The 26,991-nt window shown below is 37.8% G+C and carries 27 protein-coding genes; all 27 read right to left on the reverse strand.

Annotated elements, in window-relative coordinates; genetic code table 11:
* Nucleotides 1–10 precede the first annotated feature (10 nt).
* Entirely contained in the window at nucleotides 11–205 is a 195-nt protein-coding gene (locus ABDZ91_RS03350; RefSeq protein ID WP_343796342.1) for a YjfB family protein, read from the reverse strand.
* Between the two features lie 358 nt (nucleotides 206–563).
* Nucleotides 564–1,610 (reverse strand): pseudaminic acid synthase, encoded by a 1,047-nt coding sequence (gene pseI / locus ABDZ91_RS03355; RefSeq protein WP_343796344.1) that lies wholly within the window; start codon nucleotides 1,608–1,610, stop codon nucleotides 564–566.
* 19 nt (nucleotides 1,611–1,629) lie between these two features.
* A complete protein-coding gene (locus tag ABDZ91_RS03360; protein ID WP_343796346.1) occupies nucleotides 1,630–2,469 on the reverse strand; it encodes a methionyl-tRNA formyltransferase in 840 nt (279 codons plus the stop codon).
* A gap of 2 nt (nucleotides 2,470–2,471) precedes the next feature.
* A complete protein-coding gene (gene pseG / locus ABDZ91_RS03365; RefSeq protein ID WP_343796348.1) occupies nucleotides 2,472–3,467 on the reverse strand; it encodes a UDP-2,4-diacetamido-2,4,6-trideoxy-beta-L-altropyranose hydrolase in 996 nt (331 codons plus the stop codon).
* A gap of 17 nt (nucleotides 3,468–3,484) precedes the next feature.
* Nucleotides 3,485–4,219, reverse strand: coding sequence for a cytidylyltransferase domain-containing protein (locus ABDZ91_RS03370; protein WP_343796350.1), 735 nt, complete (start codon nucleotides 4,217–4,219; stop codon nucleotides 3,485–3,487).
* Between the two features lie 9 nt (nucleotides 4,220–4,228).
* Nucleotides 4,229–5,398, reverse strand: a complete 1,170-nt coding sequence (pseC, locus tag ABDZ91_RS03375) for a UDP-4-amino-4,6-dideoxy-N-acetyl-beta-L-altrosamine transaminase (RefSeq protein ID WP_343796352.1) — start codon at nucleotides 5,396–5,398, stop codon at nucleotides 4,229–4,231.
* A gap of 32 nt (nucleotides 5,399–5,430) precedes the next feature.
* Nucleotides 5,431–6,402, reverse strand: coding sequence for a UDP-N-acetylglucosamine 4,6-dehydratase (inverting) (gene pseB, locus ABDZ91_RS03380; RefSeq protein ID WP_343796354.1), 972 nt, complete (start codon nucleotides 6,400–6,402; stop codon nucleotides 5,431–5,433).
* A 450-nt stretch (nucleotides 6,403–6,852) separates the two neighbouring features.
* Complete coding sequence (locus tag ABDZ91_RS03385) at nucleotides 6,853–8,175, reverse strand: DUF2920 family protein (RefSeq protein ID WP_343796356.1); 1,323 nt, start codon at nucleotides 8,173–8,175, stop codon at nucleotides 6,853–6,855.
* Nucleotides 8,176–8,203: 28 nt separating this feature from the next.
* Entirely contained in the window at nucleotides 8,204–9,988 is a 1,785-nt protein-coding gene (locus ABDZ91_RS03390; protein ID WP_343796358.1) for a motility associated factor glycosyltransferase family protein, read from the reverse strand.
* 83 nt (nucleotides 9,989–10,071) lie between these two features.
* Nucleotides 10,072–11,229 carry a flagellin N-terminal helical domain-containing protein gene (locus ABDZ91_RS03395; protein WP_343796360.1) on the reverse strand — a complete coding sequence of 386 codons (1,158 nt, stop codon included), beginning with the start codon at nucleotides 11,227–11,229 and terminating at the stop codon, nucleotides 10,072–10,074.
* Nucleotides 11,230–11,429: 200 nt separating this feature from the next.
* On the reverse strand, nucleotides 11,430–11,651 hold the full coding sequence (gene csrA, locus ABDZ91_RS03400) for a carbon storage regulator CsrA (protein WP_343796362.1): 222 nt from the start codon (nucleotides 11,649–11,651) through the stop codon (nucleotides 11,430–11,432).
* Between the two features lie 3 nt (nucleotides 11,652–11,654).
* On the reverse strand, nucleotides 11,655–12,104 hold the full coding sequence (fliW, locus tag ABDZ91_RS03405; RefSeq protein ID WP_343796364.1) for a flagellar assembly protein FliW: 450 nt from the start codon (nucleotides 12,102–12,104) through the stop codon (nucleotides 11,655–11,657).
* A 10-nt stretch (nucleotides 12,105–12,114) separates the two neighbouring features.
* Nucleotides 12,115–12,705 carry a DUF6470 family protein gene (locus ABDZ91_RS03410; RefSeq protein ID WP_343796366.1) on the reverse strand — a complete coding sequence of 197 codons (591 nt, stop codon included), beginning with the start codon at nucleotides 12,703–12,705 and terminating at the stop codon, nucleotides 12,115–12,117.
* A 53-nt stretch (nucleotides 12,706–12,758) separates the two neighbouring features.
* Nucleotides 12,759–13,634, reverse strand: coding sequence for a flagellar hook-associated protein FlgL (flgL, locus tag ABDZ91_RS03415; protein WP_343796368.1), 876 nt, complete (start codon nucleotides 13,632–13,634; stop codon nucleotides 12,759–12,761).
* Between the two features lie 11 nt (nucleotides 13,635–13,645).
* Nucleotides 13,646–15,196 carry a flagellar hook-associated protein FlgK gene (gene flgK / locus ABDZ91_RS03420; RefSeq protein ID WP_343796370.1) on the reverse strand — a complete coding sequence of 517 codons (1,551 nt, stop codon included), beginning with the start codon at nucleotides 15,194–15,196 and terminating at the stop codon, nucleotides 13,646–13,648.
* A gap of 12 nt (nucleotides 15,197–15,208) precedes the next feature.
* Nucleotides 15,209–15,691, reverse strand: coding sequence for a flagellar protein FlgN (locus tag ABDZ91_RS03425; RefSeq protein ID WP_343796372.1), 483 nt, complete (start codon nucleotides 15,689–15,691; stop codon nucleotides 15,209–15,211).
* A gap of 21 nt (nucleotides 15,692–15,712) precedes the next feature.
* A complete protein-coding gene (gene flgM / locus ABDZ91_RS03430) occupies nucleotides 15,713–15,988 on the reverse strand; it encodes a flagellar biosynthesis anti-sigma factor FlgM (RefSeq protein WP_343796374.1) in 276 nt (91 codons plus the stop codon).
* 170 nt (nucleotides 15,989–16,158) lie between these two features.
* A complete protein-coding gene (locus ABDZ91_RS03435) occupies nucleotides 16,159–16,569 on the reverse strand; it encodes a TIGR03826 family flagellar region protein (protein WP_343796377.1) in 411 nt (136 codons plus the stop codon).
* Nucleotides 16,570–16,647: 78 nt separating this feature from the next.
* Nucleotides 16,648–17,385, reverse strand: a complete 738-nt coding sequence (locus ABDZ91_RS03440; RefSeq protein WP_343796379.1) for a phosphoribosyltransferase family protein — start codon at nucleotides 17,383–17,385, stop codon at nucleotides 16,648–16,650.
* Nucleotides 17,378–18,505 carry an ATP-dependent helicase ComFA gene (locus tag ABDZ91_RS03445; RefSeq protein ID WP_343796381.1) on the reverse strand — a complete coding sequence of 376 codons (1,128 nt, stop codon included), beginning with the start codon at nucleotides 18,503–18,505 and terminating at the stop codon, nucleotides 17,378–17,380. The genes ABDZ91_RS03440 and ABDZ91_RS03445 overlap by 8 nt, the downstream gene beginning before the upstream one ends.
* A gap of 680 nt (nucleotides 18,506–19,185) precedes the next feature.
* Nucleotides 19,186–20,100 (reverse strand): proline dehydrogenase family protein, encoded by a 915-nt coding sequence (locus ABDZ91_RS03450; RefSeq protein ID WP_343796383.1) that lies wholly within the window; start codon nucleotides 20,098–20,100, stop codon nucleotides 19,186–19,188.
* A 24-nt stretch (nucleotides 20,101–20,124) separates the two neighbouring features.
* Nucleotides 20,125–20,898, reverse strand: coding sequence for a cysteine hydrolase family protein (locus ABDZ91_RS03455; RefSeq protein WP_343796385.1), 774 nt, complete (start codon nucleotides 20,896–20,898; stop codon nucleotides 20,125–20,127).
* Between the two features lie 41 nt (nucleotides 20,899–20,939).
* Nucleotides 20,940–22,121, reverse strand: a complete 1,182-nt coding sequence (locus tag ABDZ91_RS03460; RefSeq protein WP_343796387.1) for a M24 family metallopeptidase — start codon at nucleotides 22,119–22,121, stop codon at nucleotides 20,940–20,942.
* Nucleotides 22,122–22,141: 20 nt separating this feature from the next.
* Nucleotides 22,142–23,323 carry a M24 family metallopeptidase gene (locus ABDZ91_RS03465; RefSeq protein WP_343796388.1) on the reverse strand — a complete coding sequence of 394 codons (1,182 nt, stop codon included), beginning with the start codon at nucleotides 23,321–23,323 and terminating at the stop codon, nucleotides 22,142–22,144.
* 21 nt (nucleotides 23,324–23,344) lie between these two features.
* Nucleotides 23,345–24,526 (reverse strand): M24 family metallopeptidase, encoded by a 1,182-nt coding sequence (locus ABDZ91_RS03470; RefSeq protein ID WP_343796390.1) that lies wholly within the window; start codon nucleotides 24,524–24,526, stop codon nucleotides 23,345–23,347.
* Nucleotides 24,527–25,008: 482 nt separating this feature from the next.
* Nucleotides 25,009–25,998 carry an ABC transporter ATP-binding protein gene (locus tag ABDZ91_RS03475; RefSeq protein ID WP_343796392.1) on the reverse strand — a complete coding sequence of 330 codons (990 nt, stop codon included), beginning with the start codon at nucleotides 25,996–25,998 and terminating at the stop codon, nucleotides 25,009–25,011.
* A complete protein-coding gene (locus ABDZ91_RS03480; RefSeq protein WP_343796394.1) occupies nucleotides 25,952–26,962 on the reverse strand; it encodes an ABC transporter ATP-binding protein in 1,011 nt (336 codons plus the stop codon). The genes ABDZ91_RS03475 and ABDZ91_RS03480 overlap by 47 nt, the downstream gene beginning before the upstream one ends.
* Nucleotides 26,963–26,991 lie beyond the last annotated feature (29 nt).

Below are 26,991 nucleotides of genomic sequence, written 5' to 3' on the forward strand. Positions count from 1 at the left end.
AGAGCTTTTTTTATGCCTTTGTGTCGATGATTCCGCCAAGATGTGGATGCGGTGGGTTTGCCCCAGCATTCGTGGTGGACAGCATTTCTGTTAGTGCATTGGCGTTTGCTTGGGATGTGTCCATTACGTTTTTCATTAAGGACAGACTGACTTGGCTTTGTAGGTTTGATTGGCTGAGTGACATGGATAGTAGTGGGATGTTCATGATAATATGCCTCCTAAAATCTTCTTAATAAATACTTACCGCAAAAAAATAATTTATTACTATCTTGGGGACAAAATGGTATTTAAAATAATCCTGCTTTTCCTAAATGATTATTAAGATCCATACATGTGAAATGATAACTATATTACTATCAAGTCAAATCTACTTCCTTAATTTCGTCTGTTAAATGCAAGATAATGTGGAACATGCGTATTCATAATTTTGACTCAATTCCCTATTAAATATATTTGTTATAATTATAGTTTTCCTAAAGGCAATAATAATAGGCTAAACGCTTGTTTCAAGTTATCCATGTACACCTAAATGTATATAAAATGTAACAATTCATTTTATTCCCTTAGCCAATGATTGCCCAACTTACCGGAGTCCCTTTAGATATATCCTGTTTAGCCTTTTTCCCAAGTACTGACTGAATATATTTAGGTTTTAATCCATCCCCTGGCCTTATTGATTTCACATTTTCTTCTGTAAAAATATCACCGGCTTTGATATCTTTGACAACAAATAATGAACGGGAAAACTCCCTACTCTTTATTTTCTTCACAGTAAGTTCGTAATCTATCCTTCCTAGTGCCTTCTCCGCATCTCTAACCGAATCTACAAGTTGCTTAAATTCGTGTTTATCAAGTGAAAAGCTCGCATCTGGACCACCAATACTCTTATCTAAAATAAAGTGTTTTTCAATCACTTTTGCTCCTAAAGCGACAGAAACAACAGGAACTGTTACACCTAATGTATGGTCTGATAAGCCCACTTCAACATTAAACGTTTCTTTTAAGTTTTGCATTGTTCTTAGGTTGGCATCTTCAATTTTTGCTGGATAAGCTGAGGTACATTTTAATAGAATAATCTGATCATTACCCACTCTTCTACAGGCTTGTACGGCATCATCTATTTCACTAAGAGTTGCAATTCCAGTTGAAATAATGATTGGTTTCTTTTTGGATGCAACATATTCTATCAGTGGAACATCTGTTATTTCAAATGATGCAATTTTATAGGCAGGGACATTTAGACTTTCTAATAAATCGACTGCTGTTTTATCAAAGGGACTTGAGAAGCAAATTAAACCAAGTTCTTTGGCATAATCCATTAGCTCTTCATGCCATTCCCATGGTGTATAGGCCTCTTTATAAAGGTCATACAATGTTCGTCCATCCCATATAGTTCCACTTTTTATCCTGAAGTAATCGTTATTACAATCAATAGTAATCGTATCCGCAGTATAGGTTTGTAATTTTATTGCATCTGCACCAGCTTCTTTAGCGGCTTTTATGGTTCTCTTCGCAATATTTATATCGTGTCCATGATTAGCAGATAGCTCTGCAATAATAAATGTTGGACTCTTTCTATCAATATTGAAATCTCCGATATTAATTGACATTACTATTCCTCCTGTATCTCTACATAACTTTGTAATCAACAATCTTCAGAACATGATCCTTACATTTAACGTAATATTCATCGTTTTTATTAGTAATGACTCCTATAGGCATATCATGTGATACCGAATCTATAACTATTAATCGATTAATGATGATTTTTTTTCCATTCTTTAAAAAATAATAAGCACCTGGATAGGGGTTTGCCTGAGCTCTTACAAAATTGATAACTTCATTCGCACATTTGTAAAAGTCAATGTACCCCATATCTGGTGTTCGTTTCCCAAAATAACTTGCTTCCTTTTCATTTTGTTTAATGAAAGGCTCATTATTAGCAAGCTTTTTTAATGAGTTTATTAACAATTCTGGATATAACTCCTCATACTTCTTCAGTAAACTATATCCTGTATCCTCGCTGTTGATTCTTATAGGAATTTGTTCAATGATATCTCCTGTATCAACCGTCTCTTCGATAATGTGAGAGGTAATACCACTAAATTCTTCGCCGTTGATAATGCTCCATACATGTGGTGTTCTTCCTCTATACTTGGGTAATAAAGAACCATGAATGTTCATTGCGTATTTTGGTAACCTAAAAATTTCCTTTGGAATAATATATCTATAATTTACACTGATCAAATAATCAATATTTTCTTCAACTATTTCTATTTTTATGTCATTCATATGCATTCTTGCATCTTTATACGAATATTTTATATTATTTTTTTTCGCGAACGTATCAACACTATCATTACCTAGTTCCTTATGAGTGAGTATAAAAGATATTGTATATCCTTCGGCAAATAGCCGATCTAGACAATGTCTTCCTAGTTTACCGAACCCACAAAAGAGTATCTTCATAGTCATTCCACCTCTTTGCCATCAACCAGAATGTCAATAAGTCGTCTACTCCCTAATCCATCTATAACACCATTATACATATTGACTATTTCAGCTCTTCTATTCTTACATAACAGCTTATTAAACTCATTTTCTATTTTCTGCAATAAATCTATATCCTTTGAGTCCAGAACTTTTTTCACCAAATTAAACTCTTTTAATCCAGCAACATTATTACTTTGATTTTCTATTATTTTTATTGGAATAAAAGGTGTTTGAGTAGCTATCAATTCATAAATAGTCTGCCCTACTGCAGTTATCGCTAAATCAGACTTTAGCATAATAGATTTCATTTCCACAGCAGAGGCATTCTCGTAAAATCTAATATTTTTTGGATTAAAACTCTTTAGTTCAACCATATTTTTAAACGCGGGTCCTATTACTACATTAAAAATAATGTCTGAGTTTTGTCTGTAAAGATGTTTTAAGATGCCTGGAGTTAAGTTATTTATGTCTGAACCACCCAATGTTATCAGTACTTCTTTTACCTGAGAATTAATATACTCTCTTTTAACTTGTATAAAGGGATTTCTCAAAATGATATATTTCGGTCCAAGTAAATAGCAGTTAGTATCATTTTTAGGATACTTAACTGCTTCAGTACTAAGAGACGGGTTCACAATTATACCTTTAGGATATATAATCCTTCCATTATCATCAATATATAATGCCTTTTTTGCTAATTTTGAAATATCTCGAAATAAACCTTTATTAGCCAAATAAGAGTCTACAATACAATAGTCGTTCTGTTTTATATATTTAGTTAAAAAGTCTTCAGATAGCCAATTAACTACCTTGTATTTTCTATTTCTTATTATCTCATATTCACTTATGTCTCCATAAATGAGGAACTCAACTGTAATTCCTCTTCCCTCTATTTCATCATATAAAGAGCTGCATCTTGAGATATGTCCTAAACCTATTTGACTACCGCCTTCCGTTAAAATTAACACCCTCATATTACCCATCCTTAGACCTAATTGACTTTCTTTTGTTCAATATGTGCATTGATTGAAAAAAGTTTTGGTTCTTGTTTAAATATGTCAATAATTTCTTGAAGATAAAAGTCATGGTTCCCTTTATATAATCTATTGTAAATTTCGTTAATTAGCTTGAAATCCTCTTCTGTATCTAATGTCCATCGATATTTAGAATAATTAACATCATTCTTGAAGTAATGTATTTTATGACTATGTTCATAAATGTAAGGAGTAACATGTTCTCTATGATACTCTTCTCTTCCATTAGTAAACGCATTTTCCAATACTTCAAAAGAAAATACTTCTGTATCCAATCCTCTAGGATAAGTTCTTTTACTTAGATCTGACCCAGCATTTGTTACAATATCATGGTTTCCTTTTATAAATATATCAACTATTTCATCTATTACATGTGGATCAATTACAGGGCAGTCTGATGTAATTCTTACAATAATATCAATATTGTTTTCTTTGGCTGCTAAATAATAGCGACTGAGAACATCATCTTCACTACCTCTATATACCTTTGCGCCACTTGAAATTGCTTCTTTTTCAATAACACTATCTCTCTCGTGTACTGTTGTTGCAATAATAATTTCTTCAATAAAATTAGATTGTCTAACTCTTTCTATTACATGTGAAAGAACAGTTTTTCCTAATATATCTTTCATTACTTTTCCTGAAAGTCTTGTTGAACCCATTCTCGCTTGTATAATAGCCGCAACTTTCATGTAATTACCCTACTTTCGATAATTATTTATTACTTTATTAACAGCTGCTATTACATCATTTACATCTTCTTCTGTCATAGCAGGAAATAGTGGTAATGTGATGATTTCCTCATACAACTTTTCTGCATTTGGACATATACCTCGTTGATAACCCAATTGTGAATAGTATGGTAGAAGGTGAACAGGAATATAATGTACGTTAACACCAATATTTTCATTAAGTAATGCTTCAAATACTTTTTTTCTACTACCTAAAAGCTTTTCTAAATTTAAACGTATAATGTATAAATGCCAGCTTGATGACCCACTCTGGTCCTGATATGGGATTTGAATTTCATTTATATCTTTAAAAGCCTCATTATACATGGATGCAAACTTCTTCCTTAGATCAATAAACTTATCAATTTTCCTCAACTGACTAGTACCTAGAGCAGCTTGAATATCGGTCATTCTGTAATTAAATCCTAAGAATTGCATTTCGTAATACCAAGGTCCATGATTTTCAATCAACTTATCAGGTTCTCTTGTTATTCCATGAGATCTGAATTGTAATAACTTTTGGTAATACTCTTCATTATTTGTTGTAATAATACCGCCTTCACCTGAAGTAATATGTTTCACTGGATGAAAGCTAAACATTGTCATGTCACTTAATGAACCAACATTTTTACCTTTATAAGTTGCGCCTAGCGCATGAGCAGCATCTTCAATAACGACCAAACTGTGCTTTTTAGCAAGAATGTGAATCTCATCTAATGCTACAGGTTGTCCGGTAAAATGCACAGGAATGATAGCTTTTGTATTATCGTTAATTAATTCTTCAACTTTTTGAGGGTCAATATTATAAGTATTAAAGTCTATATCTGCAAAAACTGGTTTGGCACCTTGATACAAAACACAATTAGAACTAGCAGCAAACGTCATCGGTGTTGTAATAACTTCGTCTCCTTCGCCGATACCTGCTGCAAAGCAAGCACCGTGAAGTGCCGCAGTTCCATTCGAAAATGCAACAGCATATTTAGCTCCAACGTAAGAAGCAATCTCCTGCTCAAACTCACCTACCGCTGGACCAGTCGTTAAATAGTCACCTTTTAATATTTTTATTACAGATTGAATATCGTCTTCATCAACCCATTGTCTACCATATGGTAAATAACTGTCTCTGATTGGTTTATCCAAGGGAAACTTCCTTTCAATCAACATTTAAGTAATTACTCCTTTACCAACTCTCTCAGCTCTTCAACAGTTAGCCATTGGTTATTTGTATTACTCACATAGGTAAATCCTTCAGATAATCGCTTACCACCGTTTGAATAATCCTCTCTCCACCAAGAAAATTCTGGTTGAATGACAAAATAGGTATCATATTCTAAAGTGTGACGAGCATCATCTTCTGTAATCATAGCTTCATGTAGTTTTTCACCAGGACGAATTCCAACGATCTTGATTTTACATTCTGGAGCAATTGCCTCTGCCAAATCGGTAACCTTCATACTAGGAATCTTTGGTATGAAAATTTCTCCACCCTTCATTCTTTGAAGATTGTCGATTACGAATTGAACTCCTTGGTCGAGAGTGATCCAAAAACGAGTCATTCTCTCATCAGTAACTGGAAGTTCAGTCGCTCCACTCTCCTTCAGTCTTTTAAAGAAAGGGACCACACTTCCTCTACTACCAACTACATTACCATAGCGAACTACAGAAAATCTTGTTTCTTTATTACCTGCATAAGAATTGCCAGCAACAAATAATTTATCTGATGCTAATTTAGTTGCCCCGTATAAGTTAACTGGACTAGCTGCTTTGTCCGTACTTAGAGCTATTACTTTTTCTACCCCACGGTCAATTGCAGCTTCAATAATATTTTGAGCACCATGAATATTAGTTTTAACTGCTTCAAATGGATTATATTCACAAGCACCTACATGCTTTAACGCTGCTGCATGAATTACAATATCCACTCCATCAAATGCTCTATATAAACGCTCCTTGTCCCGTACATCCCCTATGAAAAACCTTATTCTTGGATCACTGAACTCCTGTGACATTTCATATTGTTTTAATTCATCACGACTAAAAACAATAACCTTTTTTATATCGTGTTCTAATACTTTTGAAATAAACTTCTTACCGAATGAACCTGTTCCACCTGTAACTAAAATCGTTTTCCCATTTAAATTCATAAGATTATACTCCTTTAATCATAATAAACAAAAATTATTTAGGCGTTTAACTACCCAGTGATTCTATTATTCTATAATATTTTTCGGTCAAAATATTTGTTTTGAGAGTGCTTTTTAATAGGTAATATTCACCAAAATGTAACACGGGACTCTATCATCATCCCCCTGAATATTTGAAAATAATCTTTGAACTCATTTAGAAAAATGTCCATTAATGAATTTCTTTTAATACATATGTTTCAAAGATAAATTAAAAAAGATTTATACCAATAATAGGACAATATATAAGTAAATCGTGTTGTAAGGGAAAAATAATCCCCACCTTAATATGATGGGGACTATTTATAATGATCAGTGTATTTTTACTTCTCCAGCACTTTAAGGAAATAGATAATGAACGTAAAAATCTGAACCAAAGACATATCCCCATCTTTGTTAGCTTAAGATCAATTATGATATTAAATGAATATAATTATTATCTTGATTTAACACAGGATTTTTAATGTACTCTAATAATTCAATAATAACTTTGTCTGAAAACTGATTTATATTGTTTGGAAAATGTTCAACTAAGAAGTCTAGTTCATTTTCTTTTGTTAGACTTTTATTTGATGGAATAAAGAAAAATTCAGGCATTGCGGGGATATAGTTTAATACATATACCCCATTATACACAGGTAAAATTGTTATGCTATTTGAGTCAATGTAGTTTAAATTTCTCTTATAATCACTACTGAAGTAATGATCAATAATTCCTTTAAATTTTACAGTAATTTTCCCATTTTCTCTGACTATTGTTTTATTATCTACTTCATCCTGATCTGCAACTAATAATCCAACCTGATAATTGTTCTTTATCATTTTTTCTACAAAGTTAATCTTCTTTTCTATCCCTTCACTTATTTCCTCAATATAAATAATCGGTGTCTTTTTATTTCCCTTTTGTAAAAGTAAATCATTTTCCAAGTTGCGAATATCAAAGTGTCTATGTTCAAAAAAATATGGGTGTGAAGCATCTGTGGTCCATCCCTGGACTTCATTTAAATACAGAGGAAATTTGCCAATCCCCTTTCTGTAAATAAATTTATGCTTACCATTTTCTAGCTCCGTTCTATTTGTAAATAAATCTTGAGCTGTTGGTTTGGTTATACTGTTTTTTGCAATAATCATTGAAAAAGTATTAGGTAGAAACCTTTCAGCTAACTGCAAGATATATGCACCATATCCAGACCCTAAGCCAACACAATCATTCCATTGCCATTTTGGGTATAGTGTTTTCAACTGTTTTAAACAATAAATAATATCCAAACTAGCTACAATACCAAAATCAGTATAAGAATCCTTATCACCATACAAAGAAATAATAGTCTCTTGATTTACTGGGATTCTAGTATAGGCGTTATATTGTAAATCGTTAATTACTTCTTGATATGAACCATGTAATATTAACTCTTGATGCCTTTTAGACAGATATGGTGATACCTTTAATAAATAACCAGGAAGATATGCTTCTAATCTATTTAATAAATCTGGTGAATATTTTATTTCTGTCTCTGTATATTCAATAACCACTACTGACAAATTATGGATGTTAACTATATGATTTGCCAACTCTTGAATTTTTTGTTCGTTTGAATTTTTTCCAAGATCATATTCTATTACAGCAACTGAAGGTGATTGTTTTTTTGCTTCCCATACTTTACAATTCACTGTTTTAGACCGCTTAATTGGTAATTCAAATGAATGAGCATTAAAATCATAAGTTTTTATCATTTATTTCATCCTATCTTCTAAAATTCTTCTATTGTATACTCTCAATATAACTAAGATATTTAATAAACCTTTTTTCTAATGCTTTACACACCTGTTCAATCAAAGAATAATACCTTACACCTTCAGATGTAAGCTTTTTCCATTCTGTATTACTCATATTAACTGGGTAACTATTAAATGAACGATTGTATTTAAGTGTGATAGTTTGAGCCAAAAAGTTGAGTATATAGTTATTACTAAGTGACAAATCTAATTCTCTTCGCATTTCAAAAAAAACACGTAGATTTTCATGATTCTGTATTTCACAATTCAATAGCCACTCTTTATATTTAATTGCCTCTTTACTGATAAAATCACTATCTTCTATCAATTTTTCAAGAAAATCTTTCACTTGAGTGCCTTTGTCATTTTTGTGTGGTTTATTATAGGACTGAACACTATCAAAAGTACCACTCAGGTGTTCTACCTTTTTAAGGCAGTAAAGGTCTATTGCATCTTGAAATCTCATTGATTTAGTACCTTCTATTTTTGCTCCACCTTCAGTTGCATTAATAAACGTTTTATCATTGTTTTGAGCTATTTGATTCTGAAACCAAATCAAAAATTGATAGTAAAACTTATTTGTAAAAAGAGATTCTCCATCATTGCCTTCTACTTTAATTAGTTCCTGCTTTTTAGCACCATCTTTAGTAATATCGCTTGCTTCTCCAAAATGGGTATGGCCTTCTTTGGAAAAAGCAAGATCTTGACCAATGAAAATAATAGGATCAGCACCAACCCAATTTGCAAAAGCAAATGGAATATGGGCGCAACTCATCCCAATTTCTAATGATTCATATTCTAAGGCGTTGGCTATAGCCCTTACAGTTGGTTCACCTCGTCTACCTGTAAAGATAAATCTATCAAATTCATCAATAATCTTCTTAGTAACAACTGATGGACCAATAAAGACAGTTTCTTTTGGAATATCAACATCTTCATAAAAAATTGAGTACATATTCTTTGGCCGCTCTATTGTAGAGACAGAATCTGGAACTATACCTAAATTTAAAACTTTCTTTAAAGTTGTATCAACAGTAAGGATTAAAGCCTTCCCATATACATCTTTCAGGTACTGTATATTTTTGTCCAGTGACGGCCCTGCTGAAACAATAACCGCTGGGATACCTTTGTATTTGTCCTTTAAGTCATTTACTCCAATGCTTTTTAATAGATTTGGCCAATTTTCAATTGAATGATCAAATCCTTCCAACATATCGTTAATATCATTACCTAATGTACTTGCAATATATTTTGTTTGGTTTATTAGATAATGAAAAATTTCATTGATATATTCTTCATTAGTGATTTCCATATATTTAGAAGAAATCATTTTTATCCTTGGTAAATTATAACTATAATCACGTGTAGATACACGAGTATTTATATAGCTTCTAACTTCAGATTTTTGTCCGGTTAAGAGCACAACCCTTGTATCTTCTAGAATTTGAGATACATCCTTATTCCCAAAAGTATATAGTAATATGTCAATATCTTTCTCAAATATAGTTAATGTTGAAAAATTAGACATTTTACTTAAAAGATTTTTTACTAATTCAATATTAAAGAAACCAAATAAAATAATATTTATATGTGAATTAAAATCATTTTCTGATAACTTATGGTCAGAATCCAATTTTAAATAGCTTTCAACTTCAAAAATTAGGTCGTTGTTTAGTTGTTTATTCCCTTTTTCATTAATTCGATTAATTACCTGTTCTGAATAATATGGTTTGGATAGAAGTGCTGAAATATTTTTTTGTGCAAAACTCATTTTTTATCCCCCTATAAAGAAGAGTAGAGTTAATATAACTCTACTCTTTTTTATATTTCAACTCAAAAACTAATTTTATACTATTATCTTAATAACTGTAGAACACCTTGTGGTTGTTGATTTGCTTGTGCAAGCATCGCTTGAGCAGCTTGAGCAAGAATTGAATTCTTAGTTTGTGCCATCATCTCTTTAGCCATGTCTACGTCACGAATACGAGATTCTGCAGCAGTTAAGTTTTCTGCAGATGTACCTAAGTTGTTAATAGTATGTTCAAGACGATTTTGATATGCACCTAGTTTTGAACGTTCATTTGAAACAGTATTGATTGCATTATCAATTACTGTAATTGCAGAATCTGCAGCAGATTGAGTTTCAATATCAATTCCTTTTGTTAAATCATAAGCTGTGACTCCAGTAATATTTGCTGCAGTAACAGCAGCCGAAATAGTTCCATCACCAGCTGTATTTACTTGAGCTGTTACAAGTGCTGCTGCTGCAGTACTGTTGTTAATAAGTTCTACTGCTGCTGTAGCTGCCAGAGTAACATTTCCTGCTGTAGTCTTCCCTAAAGTAATAACAATATTATTTGCTGAATCTACTGCAACTGTAGCTGATAAAGTATTTCCTGCTGTTACAGTTGCACTATTAGTTACTACTTCAAATGATACTGTAGCTGTTGTAGATTTTGAGAAATCAATATTACTATCGAATGTAGTCACTGTTTTAGTTGAAGCTGCAACAGCTAAATCAGCAGAATCCATACCATTTATTGATAAATCAATATTTTGATTTGCGTTAGCACCAATTTGGAATGTACCAGAGAAAGTACCGTCTAATAAGCTTTGAGTATTAAATTCTGTAGTATCAGAAATACGTGTAATCTCTTTTGCAAGCTCATCTACTTCAGCTTGTAGCTGTTCACGGTCTTTATTAGTATTCGTATCATTTGCGGATTGTACAGCTAATTCACGCATACGTTGTAGTATACTATGCGTTTCATTTAATGCACCTTCAGCCGTTTGGATTAGAGAAATACCATCTTGTGAGTTTTTAGATGCCATTTCTAATCCACGAATTTGTCCACGCATTTTTTCGGAAATTGCTAAACCAGCAGCGTCATCTCCAGCACGGTTAATACGAAGACCTGAAGATAGTTTCTCCATTGATTTTGATTGACCAGCGTTTGCTGCACCTAATTGACGATACGTATTTAACGCAGCAATGTTGTGATTAATTCTCATTATAATTTCCTCCTTGAATGTTGAGCGAATCACGTCCTTGTGATTCGTCGATCTAATTTTTAGAGTCGTTCCAGGTCGGCCGCCCTTTTCCAACTCTTACACTATGTATATCGACCTAGTTCGAATTAGTTTTATAGAGTTTGGAAAAAATTTAAACGAATTAATAGGAAAAGACTCCTTTTTCGTCGAAAGGAGTCAGCTTAGTTTTTATTTCCAATTAACGTCATTAAATCCCCAATTACAATGGAGGCTTGTTTGTTTTCTTCTTGTATTTGAACTACAATTTCCTTCCGCAAAATTTCTACATCTTTCGGCGCATTTATTCCTAGTTTTACTTGGTCTCCTTTTACCGAAACGATGGAAATTTCGATGTCACCTCCAATTTGAATGGCCTCTCCACTCTTCCGTGTCAGTACCAACATGTTTTACCCCTCCGATCCGACCGGAATCTCATTGAACAACCGGTGCTTCGTGTGGTAGTTTTCAACATTTAGAACAACTTGCTTCGCTCTATTTTTGTTTGCATTTATTACAATTGGCGCTTGGAGATTAGCTGTAGAGTTACTAAATGGGTCTCTCACAGAGACGATGGTTAAAATTTTTACATCAGTTGGTGACTTTAGGTCAAGTGCCTTAACTGTTGATTCATCTAGTTGGAAATCATAGTCTTTAAAAAACAAGAACGGGTCTGTAACAACAAAGCCCAAGTCAGGCGTTTTTACAGACTGTAAGATATAATAGATTTTTTCATCTGTTAATTGCAATAATATAAATTCCTGTTCTTCTTCAAAGGCAGGGATACCTTTTGGAAAATGGATAACTTCAGATTGTTCAATTTCAATTTTACCGTGATATTTTGTAACTAATTTCATCATAACTCATCCTTTATATGGAGGTTTCAAATCCGGGACCGACATGTTTCAAGTTTACAAAATCTATTTTTAAGTTTGCATACTGTTCCATTTGATAAGAAACATCACCTGGTGTATAAGAGATTCTTGGCTTTTGTGGTGTGACCTCAATCTCTGGTTTCCTCGGTTCAATTTTTACTTTTACATCAGCAGGTTCATAATTTATTTTGACACTAAAATGAGACGGAATCCAGCCAATGTTAAAGTCATAGGTTCTCGGACCATGATTTTGGTAGGAGATATCTTCTATAGCCTTTCCACCATGCTCGATTTGCATCATTTGGTCGCCTTCTTGTGAACGACGGGCAATCCCCTCAAGCCATCCTTGTTTCCCAGCATTGGCAAACTCTTCACTGAAACGAGCTGGAGATAGGATGTTCATATCTTCCCATGCTTGTGTCTGATCGATGGTTAGTCTGCCTTTTTTGGTTTCTATATTGAGATCAGCTTTTGGTTGTCGCATTTGGATATCTGCCTTTGGCTGTTCAAGTTCTTGTACTGGTTTTTGGATTTGTAGCCCTAGTTTAGCTGATTGACTCTCAAGTCTTATTTGTGGAAGCTCCATTTTACAACTCCCCCTATCTTATAGAAAAAAGCTATTCCAACTAGAATAGCTTTCTACCTTAGAAAATCTAATAGTGTAGGCTGGATAATTCGGGATCCAACCCCTAAAGCAGCTCGATGGATGCTTTCTTGGATTTTTAGATCAGTAATCACTCTTTCAATATCTATATCTTCATTGTCTGAAAGGATTCGGTTAGCTGTTACCTCTTGCTGGCCAAGACGATCATCAATCATTTCTAGACGATTGTAACGCGCTCCTAATTCCGACCTTTCTGCAGATAACTGGTCCATGTGATCATCCATTTGACTAAGAAGCTCATCCAAGTCGAGGTCTGCCTCACCCATTAGTGTATCTTCTATGTCTTGAATAGTTTGGAACATATCTTGACTAAAAACTCTCTCGCCATTGACGTTTGCCGTTAGTAAAATTCCTGGAGATATTTCCACTTGGTACGGGTCTGTGTTAATAGCGACTTGAGGTGGTGCTCCAGTTGTCACTGGAGGGTTACTAACATCCGTACCGTTAAAAATGTGTCGCCCAGCAACTTTTGTATTAGCTACAGAAACAATATCTTCTTTCATTTGTTGGATTTCTCTGGCTACCGCCTTTTTGTCATCCTCACTTAATGCCCCGTTTTTACCTTGAATCACAAGCTCCCGAACACGATGCATCGCATTGTTCGTTTGCTCAATAGCTGACTCAGAGTTATCCATCCAGAGATAAACTTCTGATAGGTTTCGTTGGTATTGCTCAACTTGACCTAAGTTAGAACGGTAGTGCATCCCTTTCATGGCCACTACAGGGTCATCAGATGGACGAGTGATTTTCTTACCAGTTGAAAGTTGGTCTTGATATTTTCCCATTCTCGAGTAACTTTCACTTAAATGCCGTAATGAATTATTCGCGAGCATATTCTGTGTAATTCTCATTTCTCATCCACCTACCTTCCGCCGGTTCCCATGCCGTTTATAATTTTATCTAGAAGTTCATCCGTTAACGTGATCATTCTTGCCGCTGCATTGTATCCATGCTGGAATTTGATCATGTTGGTCATTTCTTCATCAAGGGATACAGAACTTACGGACATACGTTTTTGGTCTACTGAATCTTTTAACACCGTAGTGTTTGCTGCTAAGCGAACAGCTTCTTGTGAATTAACCGCCATGTCACCGATAATGGATTCGTAGTAGCTACGGAAGCTGGACTTTTGGTCGGGACCTTCGTAGTTCAGCCCTTTTTCAAAGATGTTTGCAAGGGCTAATATATTTGTTGAATCCCCTAATGTTGCATTTCCATCTGCATCTGGAGTTGCATTTGCGATGTTATCAACGCTATCAATGATAGCCTTCGTAACAACCATGCGTTTAGCAAAGCCTTCTAGAATGGTAACTCCGCCATTCTCACTGTCTCCAAAAAAGGCGATGTTTTGGTTGCCATTTTCAATCTCATTCGGGCTCATTCCATCTTTATGAACGGTATTGAATTCCTTCGCAAATGTATAAGCAAGATTATCAACACTAGCCAGCATATCAGAGTAAATACCCGCTTCGGCTCCGTTTGCATCCGCATAGCCAAACGATTCAATTAGACCTTTTAGCTCTCCATGAGATTGAAACTGATCATAAGTAAACGTTTTTCCACCTACAGAAATCTCATCTACTGATCCATTCGGGCCGTTATAACCAATCTTCAGTTCGCTGTAACCATGCTGACTCACCAAAATAGCCATATCACTACCGGCATCATCGGCTAGTTTTACAATTGCTTGTCCTTCCGCAACATCAGATGGATCTCCACCAGATTTTACATAGTTCACTTTGATGTTAACCATGGATGAAAGCTCATCGATCAGGACATCTCTTTTATCATAAAGGTCATTTGGTACATAACCATGTGGTTCAACATCCGCAATTTGTCCGTTAACGGATGAAATTTGTTCAAGCAAGGAATTGATTTTATCCTTGGCAATGTTGATTTCATTTTTGAAATCGTTTTTTATCGCAGTCAGGGAGTCCGATACATAGTTAAACGTTTCCGCTAACGCAATCCCGCGCTGGCGTACAACGGAGCGAGCACCCTCATTCGTTGGATTCACTGCCAAGTCCTGCAATGATTGCCAAAACTGGTCCATAGTATTCGACAGTCCAGACTCAGATGGCTCGTTCATGATTTCTTCCATTTTTTCGAGTGCCTTTGCTTTCGTGTCCCAGTAGCCTAGTTTTGAGCTCTCTCCTCTAAATTGGACGTCTAGGAATGATTCTCTCATTCTTTGGATCGCTGCTGCTTTCACTCCAGTTCCGATTTGACCTGGAATTCCCGGTCGGTTCATCGCCGCATTTGGGAATGGTTCTGTTTGAGTAAAATTCACACGTTGGCGGGAATAGCCTGGCGTATTCGCATTAGCAACGTTATGTCCGGTTGTATATAAAGCGCTTTGTTGTGTGAACATTGCGCGTCTTGCGGTTTCGAGTCCGTGAAAAGTGGAAGACATGGTCTTTCCTCCTTACGCTTTGGTCTGGAACATTCCTACTTGAGAAGGGGCTTTTGCCTTCGGTCCTTTCGGAGGTCCATAGTTGATTGCTTCTTGCTTTGGATGGAATAAGTTCAAGCTGACATGTACGTAATGAAGTGACTGCTGGATCAGCTCGTAGTTAAGGTTGTTATGCATCTCTATTTCAGCAATGGTCGCTCTTAGTTCTTCTCTTGTTTGGATTAACAGGTTTTGCTGTTCTTGTGACAAGACAGGTAGACAATCTTCTAGCGTTGGTTTTTCGACGGAAGGTACCAACTCCCCTGAGATAGCCTGTCTTTCTTTTTCAGCCCGGTCGATTTCCAAGATGAGCTTTTGCTCTTGTTTGAGTAGTTGCTGAAGGCCGTCCATGTCCCCTTTTTTCACAATTTCTGTTTTGTGTTGGGCCGCTTCTAATAGCTGTTTGTGAAGCTGAAGCAGTGTTTCTAGCTGTGTTTGTAAGTTCTGTTCAGACATGGTCCTTCCTCCTTTTATTGATTACTGGTCGTTCTTTTTGCTGAAAAAGTCCACCATGCTTTTCGCTACTTTTTCAGGATCTACTTTATAGGTTCCTGTTTCGATTTGCTTTTGAATGGCTTCTAGTTTTTTCTGGCGGTCAACTATGACACTTGAGTTTTGTTGAAGCTCTTTTGCTGTATTTGAAATCTCGATTTTATCTGAGCCTAGTTGTGCTTTTTGCATTTGGGCATTTGTTTTAGCCATCTGCTTTTTATAAGGGTTCATTCCGGTAACCCCAAAGTTATGAATTTTCATAGGAAAACCTCACTTTCTTTCCGTTCGAAAGCATTATCTATTAGTAATATCGGAGACGAATGGGTTTTGTTTAATTTTTTCGTTTACCAATATTCGACATCGAAAACGCGAAGATTGACGACTTACAATGAAAAAGAGCTTAGGCAATCATGGCCGTCTGCTCCCTTCCTCTACTTTTTTGTATGATAGGTTCTAGTTCTCTCTCGTAATTCGATTTCTTTTTGACGTTCTTCTTCTTTTTGAAGATTCTCAAGCTGAGAACGTAGTGTACTCGTACAATTATCGCACAGTTTTCCTTGTTTAATTGGTGTTCCACACTTCTCACAAGGATATCCTAAGCTAGGAAAACGGCTTAATTGAATTCTACCTTTTTTTATAAACTTCAGAATCTGCTTTTCAGGTACACCTGTACCATCTACCACTTCTGCAAGTGTTGCCGTTCTATTTTCTCGCTTACGAATAAACGCATAAACCGTTTCAAATTGACGTTCTTCTTCTTTAAAGCAATCATCACACACGTCTCGAAATGCATTCAATACAAAAAGTTTATCGCAGTTCGGACAGTTTGAAAGATTTGCCATGAAACCCACCTCACCGATATTCATCTCTTAAACTCTATTATACTGACATGCTAGATGCCTGGCGAGGGTCAAACCTCCTTATCTAGCAATCGTAAGAGATTGGACTTCCCTTGCACCATGGTCCTTCAAAATCTTGGCTGCATGTCTAATAGTCGAGCCTGTAGTATAGATATCGTCAAGGATGAGAACTTGTTTACCTTCAACGGAAATTTCGCTGTTCCACCGGAAAGGGTTGGACTGTGCGAAGCGTTCATCTCTTTGCTTTTTGGATTGTTTTTCACTATGGTGCCTTTCAAGGGGTGACTCAAACGTAAGACCTGCCTCTTGCAGAATGGCTTCAACTTGGTTAAAGCCTCTTTCTTGTAGTCGTATTTTTGATAGTGGGATAGGGATGAGGAAGTCAGGTTTGAGTTTTTTAATTTTTTGTTTGAAGTCTCTTTGAAAAATTTGAGCTAGGACGTAGTCCCCGCGAAACTTATATTGGGCGATGACTTCTTTTAGAAAATCATTGTAGAAATAGAGGGAGTGGTTTCTTTGTAATAAACCTTGCCATTCAAGGTCCTCTTCCCATCTCCAGCAGTCATAACAGATGCTTCCTTTACGATACGCGGGTTCAAGCTTTCCTAGTGGACGAGAACACTTTTCACAAAGCTCACCTTCTAAAAATTCAAGTTTACCTTGGCAGGTATGACAAAGAACAGCGTGGTCACCATATATTAAACTTGTCCAAGAGGTATCAGGTTCCCGCTTTTGGTGGCAAAAAAGACAGTCAGGGTAGACAAATAATTGGATTAGTTCTTCTATAAAACTATTCAATGTATCCCTCCTTCACCGCCTTGCGATTCATAGATTCTATGTGTTTCTTTGCTTTCACCATTTCCGTTGTTTTTCCAAAGTGGAAAAAGACTATCTCTCCTTTAGGGAAATCGGCACTCCTCCCTACCCTGCCAGCTATTTGTACAAGGGCACTTTCAGTAAAAATTCGTTCCTCTGCTCCTAGAACTGCAACATCTAAGTTTGGGAAGGTGACACCTCTTTCTAAAATCGTAGTGGTTAATAGCAGTGGTGTTTTTCGTTCACGCATTTTTTGGACCTTTTCCTTTCGATTGGGGTCTTCGGAATGGACAGATTCTATATGTGGATGAAGCTGCTGGAAAAGTGGGAGTGCTTCTTCCATGGTTTCGATATGTGGGAAGAAAAGGAGAACTGGTTTTTGCGATTGGAGTCGAGGTTCTAGCCACTTTAACAGTTCCTGTGGAAGTTTCTTTCGTTTGAGTGTTCTTTTCCAATTTCCTATCCACCTGTAGACTGGAACTGGAAGTGGATGTCGATGATAACGGGCAGGGATTTTTACAGATGGGAGTTTCTTTGTTTGAGCTTGGTACTGTAGTCTTGGATTGGGAGTTGCGGTTAAGTAGATGGTTGTAGCTTGGGGCTTTTGTGATTTTTTCACCGCTTGCTGCAAAGTCGCATCTGCTGAATAAGGAAATGCATCCACCTCATCAACAATGACCGTGTCGAAAGCTTCTTTATATCTGTAGAGCTGATGAGTTGTGGAGATCACGAGTTGTCCATAAGTGTTCCGGTCTTCACTGCCACCATAAAGACCCACTACTTTTATTTCAGGGAAGGCTTTTTGTAGTCGAGGTAGGAGTTCTAGAACTACGTCAGTTCGTGGCGTTGCAATGCACACCCTCTCCCCTTTCAGCAGCGCTACTTCAATTCCTTGAAATAAAATCTCCGTCTTCCCCGCTCCACACACGGCCCAAACGAGGAGGTTTTCTTTTTTCTGGATAGCTTTGATTACTTGCTTAGATGCATTTTGCTGAGCAGGAGAAAGTTCCCCTTGCCATGCTAGTGGATTTTCAGGGAGATTATGCTCTGGCGGAGGACCTTTCCATATGTAAAGCTCACTACATGAAGCAACGCTATCCATGCGAATACAAGCACGACAGTAGGTGCAGTCCTTATGACATCGGGCACAGGGAAAAGTGTAAAACAGTTTTTCCTTTTTGTTACCGCAACGGTTACACCTGAAAGAGATGCCGTCCTTACCTATGCCTAGTTTACTTTCAATTAAACCTTGTGTTTGCGCTTCATCCAAGATGGAGTAAAAAGATGAGAGTTCTACTTTAATTAGTACGCGGCCAGCGAGGAAGGATTGGAGGTCTTGAAACTTTGAGGGTACTTGCAAATGATCAGTCCTTTCATTGTTTGTAAGCTATAAAAGTATTATTCTATTTGTTTAATTCAATTCCTCTATTAGTTTTTTATATGATTATTAACTTTGTGGATATACTTTACTTTTGAACGTTTATCGGAGACTTTTACTCACTCTATCGAAAATGTTGATGGCTCTATCGGAAATTTTACCTAATCTATCAGAAAACTTTGCACCTCTATCGGAAATTTTTCTTAGTCTATCAGAAATCTTGACGACTCTATCGGAAATTCTACCCAGTCTATCAGAAAACATAGAGCTTCTATCGGAAATATTCCACGGCCATCCGGATAAACCATGGCCACCATCAATAATTTAGTGAATACCAAATAAAAAGGCAAACCACCTGGCTTGCCTTTTTCAATATATTTAATGGGGGAATATAACAATCTTCTTTACTTCCTCAAATTCTTCAACACAAACCAAACATTCGCCGGCCGTTCCACCAACCTTCTCATAAAATAGCCAAACCAGTCCTGCCCAAACGGAACATATACGCGCACCTTATAGCCTTCTTTGACTAGATTCTTTTGCAACTCTTCACAAATTCCATATAGCATCTGAAATTCAAACTGATCCTCTGGAATACCTCGCTTCTTTACAAAAGCTTTCGTTTCCTCTATTACTTTTTCATCATGTGTGGCGATGGCTGTGTAGTTGCCATTTCGAAGATGCTGCTCAATGATTTGTTTGAAATTAGCATCCACATCTTTTTTCACTGGAAAAGCAACCTCTGCTGACTCCTTATAGGCTCCTTTTACTAACCGAAGATTGGCTTTAATCTCGTTTAAGTCCTTAATATCTTCCTCAGTCCGATACAAGTATGCCTGTAAAACTAGCCCGACATTGTCATATTCCTTCTTTAGCTCTTTGAAAATATCAATGGCAACCTGGCAATGCCCGTAATCCTCCATATCAATTCGTACAAAGTTCCCATATTTTTTAGCGACATCTAGTATTCTCCGCATATTTTTCATACAGAGGTTTTTGCTGATGTCGAGTCCAAGCGAAGTCATCTTCAAGGACAGGTTGGAGTTGACACCGGAAGAATGAATTTGTTCTAGTGTTTGAATACACATATCCGTAGAATGTTTGGCCTCTAATTCACTCGAAACAAATTCACCCAGGTGATCCAGAGTGGCAACCAGCCCTTCCCGATTGAGCTCTTGAATGGCTTCAATCGCCCGGTTAATCGTTTCTCCCGCTACAAACTTTTGGGCTCCAAACTTCAGTCCATATTTTTTCGCAAGTTTATTCGCTACCTTATTTCTCCCGAAAAATTGAAAGAAATTACGCATCACTACTTCCATATGGTAGGTGAAACCTCCTCTCTTCTAAAAATTGATTTGCTGGTTCACCCAGGAGTCAATTTCGTTATATTTGAATTCACCACTACTAAAATAATCCGTATTCGTAATGAAACCCATTTTATTCACATTGTAAATCACAGACTGGAACGAGTAATCCGGAGATGCTGTAGCCGTGCAGTCCTCGAGTAAAATACAATCATACCCGTAGCCATGTGCATCCTGTAAGGTCCCCATCACACATTGGTCTGTGTTAATTCCTGCAAAAAATAGAGTTTTAATGTCCAGATTGGATAGGGTCTGTAGTAATTCTGTGCCGAAAAAACCACTGACCCGATGTTTGTCGATGAGGATATCCTCCGGGACCACAATCTCTTTTAATTCTGGAATGATATCCGCAGACCATGAACCTTTTACCAGATTCAATCCGAGTCCATTCGGTAATTCTTTTCCCATTTCGGCTCCAGCATGGTAGAAGATCCGACTTGTACCAGGAGGGATGTTGGCCATATCGGCACGGATGCCCCAATTCAACCAAACTACTTTCATCCCTATCAATCTAGCACGTTTGACAGCCTTAATAATGGGATCGACGAGCTTGCTTCCTCTATGATTTCTTCCTAGTTTCTTAGATAAAAAGAAATTTTGCATATCCGTAATGACAAGTGCCGTTCGTTCGTGATCAAACGCTACTGTATATGGATTACTTTTCATTAAGTACTTCTTTTTAGCCCCACGACTGATGTCAAAGGTATTGTTACTTTGAATCCAGTAGTTTGTACTATTGCCAAATTGAATCATAACTGCCCCCCTTACGTTAATGTCCGGATGCTGAATTCCATTTAGAGACAAATCAATGATTCTAAGTCTCTCGGATAGTACGTGAGCATCTCCATTCCGTCGTTTGTAACGAGTACGGTATCTGAATGGCGGAAACCACCCAAACCACGAACATATAACCCTGGTTCTACCGTGAAAACCATTCCAGGCTTCATGATGGTTTGGTCTCCTAGGTCAAAGAACGGTGCCTCATGTCCAAGTAAGCCGATGGCATGCCCTGTATGGTGCTGAATATAAGAGGTCACGCCCATTTCCTCCCAATATTTTTGAACAGCCCTTTCCACGGATGAGGTCGGTTCACCTGGTTTAATATGTTGAAAGGCAATTTCTTGGGCTTCGAGCATAATCCCAAAAAACTTCTCTTGTTCTGCACTTACTTCCTGAACAAACATCGTTCTTTCTAACTCACTTTTATAACCCCATACATCACAAAGTGCTGCTGTAACCAGGTTATCGCCTTTTTGCAGCACAATATTTTGGGTAACCGCATGTGGGAATGCGGACATTTCCCCTACTTGCCCCCTGAAAAAGGCAGTAGCCGGACTTCCATGCGGCTTGTAATCAGGACCTAACGTTTCAATCATAGCCATCGTTGCTTCGGTTGTGGCTCTACTTGTAATTTCAATCTCACTTAGACCAGGTTTTGAGTATTTTTGTAGGAGTCGGTGAGCGAGATTCCCCCAGCGACAGGATTCTTTAATCAATTCGATTTCGGCTGGAGATTTTATCATTCGCATCTCTTCTATCAAACCGTGTAGCGACTTCCATTCTGAAACCTCAAGGAGATCACTAAGTTTTGGACCACGGTACCCCATGGAGGAGCCATACCCATTCGAGTCATATCCAACTACTTTTCCTTGTAAGCCGGCTTCCACTAATTCCTTTTTAAAATAATCCATTGGATGAGTGGTGCCGGGATACTCTGGATAGGAATGTACAAAATCTACACTCGCAAACTCCTCCGCATGTTCCCGCTCTAGAGCTGGAACAAATAAATGGGTATTTTCTTGTGGATCAATGAAAAATCCTATGGGACGCTCGGTTGGAAGGAAGTAAAAACCCGTTAAGTAGAAAATGTCGGTTACACTGAATAAAACCGCCCCATCCACTTTTTGATTTTGCATGATTTCTAAAAATGCCTTTTGCCTTTGAAGTAGCTCTTCTTTTGAAATTGTTAAAAGCACAAAGAGTCCCTCCTAACCTATTAGTCTGTAATGAGTGATTCTAAGTCTCTTGGGTAGTACGTTAACATCTCAATTCCATTCTCTGTAATCAGCACGGTATCCGAATGGCGGAAGCCCCCTACCCCATGAACATATAGGCCTGGCTCTACTGTCACCACCATACCCGGCTGGATAATTGTTTCATCTCCCAAATCGAAGAACGGTGCTTCATGACCGAGTAACCCAATATTGTGGCCTGTATGGTGTCGCGTTAAGTCTTGAATCCCTTCTTCTTTCCAGTAGGCTTGAACCGCTTCCTCTACTTTTGAATAAGGGATTCCTGGCTTAATCGTGTTTAACGCCAGCTGTTGAGCATTGTACATATAGGTAAAATACTTCTCTTGTTCCGGTGTAACTTCTTGAACAAACATCGTTCTTTCTAATTCACTCTTATATCCCCAAACGTCCGCGGCTGCCTGGGTTACAAACAAATCACCCTTTTTAAACACAATGTTTTGCGTAACAGCATGTGGGAAAGCGGCCATTTCCCCAATTTGACCACGGAAGAAGGCATTGGCTGGACTTCCGTGTGGTTTATAGTCTGGTCCTAGTGTCTCAATCATCATCATTGTCGCTTCCGTAGTAGCACGACTTGTAATCTCAATTTCACTGAGTCCCGGTTTCGTATACTTAACTAGTAATCTATGGGCTAAATTCCCCCATCTACAAGACTCCTTAATAAGCTCAATTTCAGCTTCCGATTTAATCATCCGCATATCTTCCACCCATCCATGGACGGAAACAAAATTCTTGGCATCCAGCAGATCACTTAAGGCTGGTCCACGATATCCCATTGGAGACCCATATCCATTGGAATCATAGCCAATCACTTTTCCTTGTAATCCAGCTTCATTCAATACATCCTTGAAGTATTCCATTGGATGACGTTCCCCTGGATATTCAGGGTAAGAATGAACATGGTCAATGCAGGCAAATTCTTCAGCATGTTCATGCTCGAGTGCTGGAACAAATAGATGTGTTTTTTCTTGCGGATCCACTACAAATCCCATCGGACGTTCTGTTGGATGAAAATGAAAACCGGTTAAATAGAAAATGTCCGTTACACTAAATAAAACTGCCCCGTCGATGTTTCCCTCATTTAATTTAGAAACGAATTTTTTCTGGCGATCCAATAATTCTTGTTTTAAGATAGATAGACGCATTAAAACCTCTCCTCTTCACTTTTATTGGCAAATCATAGATTCTATATCTCTTGGGTAGTACGTAAGCATTTCAATCCCATCATCTGTAACTAAAACCGTGTCTGAATGACGGAATCCACCAAGACCACGGACATAGATGCCAGGTTCAACCGTAAACACCATTCCAGGCTGGATAATGGTATGGTCTCCAAGGTCTAAAAATGGAGCTTCATGGCCAAGTAAACCAATATTGTGACCCGTGTGATGGGAAACTAAATGTGTGATTCCACTTTCCTTAAAATAAGCTTGGACTTGCTTTTCCACGTCTGAACATGGAATGCCTGGCTTGATGGCATTGAAGGCGACCTCTTGCGCCTCATACATGTGCTGAAAATACTTTTCTTGCTCCTTGCTTACCTCTTGGACAAACATGGTCCTTTCTAATTCACTGTGATATCCCCACACATCGGCTGCTGCTCCTGTAACGAGAGTATCCCCCTTTTTTAAAATAAGGTTCTGAGTAACTGCATGCGGGAAAGCCGACATTTTTCCAACCTGTCCACGGAAAATAGCATAGGCTGTTCGACCATGTGGCTTGTAATCAGGTCCCAATGTTTCAATCATCGCCATTGTTGCTTCTGTACTAGCTTTACTTGTAATCTCGATTTCACTTAATCCTGGCTTTGAATATTTTTGTAGCAGTCGGTGAGCTAAGTTCCCCCAGCGGCAAGATTCTTTAATCAGTTCAATCTCTGCCTCTGATTTTACAAATCGCATTTCTTCTACCCAGCCAGCAATGGATTCAAATTTTTCAGGTGTTAGCAGGTCTGCTACTTTCGGTCCTCGATATCCTTTAGCTGAACCGTACCCTGCCGCATCTAGCCCCACTACTTTTCCTTCAAACTTGTTTTCTATTAAAATTTCTTTTAAATACTCCATCGGATGACGCAAGCCAGGGTATTCCGGGTAGTAATGGACATGATCGACATAGGCATATTCTTTTGCATGGTCATATTCTAGGTGCGGGACTAATAGGTGAGTTTGTTGATTGGGGTCCAAAATTAGAGCAATGGGTCTTTCCGATGGCCGGAAGTGAAAGCCTGTTAGGTAAAAGATATCTGTCACGCTGAATAGGACAGATCCATCGATTTTTTCATTGGTTAGTTTTTGATATAGTTTTTGCTGACGTTGTAGAATTTCTTCTTTTGAAATGGCTAATCTCATACAATTCCCTCGCTTTTTAATTTTTTGGCCGGAATCCCGACTGTTGCACCCTGTTATCCGGATTCAGCACCTCGTATCCGAACTCAGCATCCCGTTATCCGAACTCAGCTCCCTGTTATCCGAACTCAGCACCCTGTTATCCGAACTCAGCACCTCGTTATCCGAACTCAGCACCTCGTTATCCGAACTCAGCTCCCTGTTATCCGAACTCAGCACCCTGTTATCCGAACTCAGCACCCTGTTATCCGAACTCAGCTCCCTGTTATCCGAACTCAGCACCCCGTTATCCGAACTCAGCACTCCGTTATCCGAACTCAGCACCCCGTTATCCGAACTCAGCACCCTGTTATCCGAACTTAGCACCCCGTTATCCGAACTCAGCACCCTGTTATCCGAACTTAGCACCCCGTTATCCGAACTCAGCACTCCGTTATGGAAACCATCGTATCCACTCGCGAACCTCCTATAACACATTCATACCTTTAGTTTGAAAACAAATGACAGGAAACAGTGTGACCATTCTCAAGTTCAACCTTTGGCGGTGCCTCTGTTTTACAGATAGCCATGCATTCTGAACAACGAGGATGAAAGGCACATCCTTTTGGCGGATTGGCGGGACTTGGAACATCCCCTGTCAGAATGATTCGTTCTCTCTTTTCATCTGGATGCGACACTGGTACTGCTGAAATGAGCGCTTTTGTGTAAGGGTGTTTGGGATTGTTGAACAATTCCTCTGTACTGGCCAGCTCTACAATTTTCCCCAAATACATCACCGCCACTCTGTCGGTAATGTGCCTGACAACCCCTAAGTCATGCGAGATAAAAATATACGTTAGGTTGAACTCCTTCTGAAGCTTTAATAGCAGGTTGATGACCTGGGATTGAATGGACACATCGAGTGCTGACACGGGTTCATCCGTTACAATGAGGTCTGGCTGCAAAATAACAGCTCTTGCAATCCCAATCCTTTGCCTTTGCCCTCCTGAAAATTCATGTGGATATCGGTCCAAATGATATTCAGATAGCCCCACAATCTCCAAGATTTCAATGGCCATTTTCACTCTTTCTTCCTTCGTATCAATTCCGTGCACTCTTAGTGGCTCCGTTAAAATTTGCCGGATGGTCTTTTTTGGATTAAGTGAGGCATACGGGTCTTGAAACACCATTTGAATCTGTCTTCTTAACTTTCGCATTTCTTTATAAGGGAGCTTACTGATATCCTGATTTTCATATAAAATACTTCCTGCAGTCGGATCGTTTAAGCGAAGGAGCGTCCTTCCAGTCGTCGACTTGCCACATCCACTCTCCCCTACCAAACCAAAGGTTTCCCCTTTATAAACAGTAAAAGATACATCATCTACTGCTTTCACATACGTTTTTGGTTTAAACCATCCTTGGTCGACTTCGTAGTATTTTTTTAGATTCTTAACTTCCAACAAGGGACTTGCTGTCACTGGATTCAACCTCCTCATCTTGATATAGCCAACAACGACAGGATTGATTTTCTAATTCAAACAGTGGAGGTCTTTCCTCTAGACATTTTTCAAATACTTTTGGACAACGTGGTGCAAAGGTACATCCCTTAGGCAATTCATCCGGACGAGGTACACTTCCCTTTATGGAACGTAACTCTTGTTTCCGGTCATTTGCGTTTGGCAAAGAATCTAGTAACCCTTGAGAATAAGGATGCTTCGGTTCATCAAATAACGTCCGGACATCCGCACTTTCCACAACCTGCCCTGCATACATGACGGTCACTCGGTCACACATTTCAGCCACAACACCCAAGTCATGTGTAATCAACACAGTGGACATGCGGTTTTGCTTCGTAATATCTTTCATCAACTCTAAAATTTGTGCTTGAATGGTAACGTCTAAAGCGGTTGTCGGTTCATCCGCAATCAATAGCTTCGGTTCACACAACATAGCTAACGAAATCATGACTCTTTGTCTCATCCCACCGGATAGTTGGTGAGGGTACTCATCAATAATCTCATCGGCCCGCGGTATTCCCACCAGCTGAAGCATCTCGATAATCATTTTCCGTATTTGCTTCTTTTTCAGTTTTGTATGTTGTAATAATGGTTCACTTAACTGTTGGCCAATCGTAAATACGGGGTTTAAAGAGGTCATCGGTTCCTGGAAGATCATCGCCATATCATTTCCTCTTAGTTTCCGCATTTGCTTTTCTGTTAAGTGGGTAATATCTTGTTCATCTAGTAAAATTCGACCACCTGCTATATATCCCATCGGTTCTGGTAAGAGCCCCATAATTGAAAGAGAGGTGACGCTTTTCCCACATCCTGACTCTCCCACCAGCCCAACCGTTTCTCCTTCATAGACAACTAAATCAATGCCATCTACCGCTTTGACTACACCCGAAGGAGTCTTAAAGTAGGTTTTTAAATTTTCAACTTTTAAAACAGCTTGGCTCATAAGTTCGATTCTCTCCTTTCAGTGGCGTT

Origin of the sequence: Bacillus carboniphilus (assembly GCF_039522365.1) — a bacterium.
Taxonomy (GTDB): domain Bacteria; phylum Bacillota; class Bacilli; order Bacillales; family JC228; genus Bacillus_BF; species Bacillus_BF carboniphilus.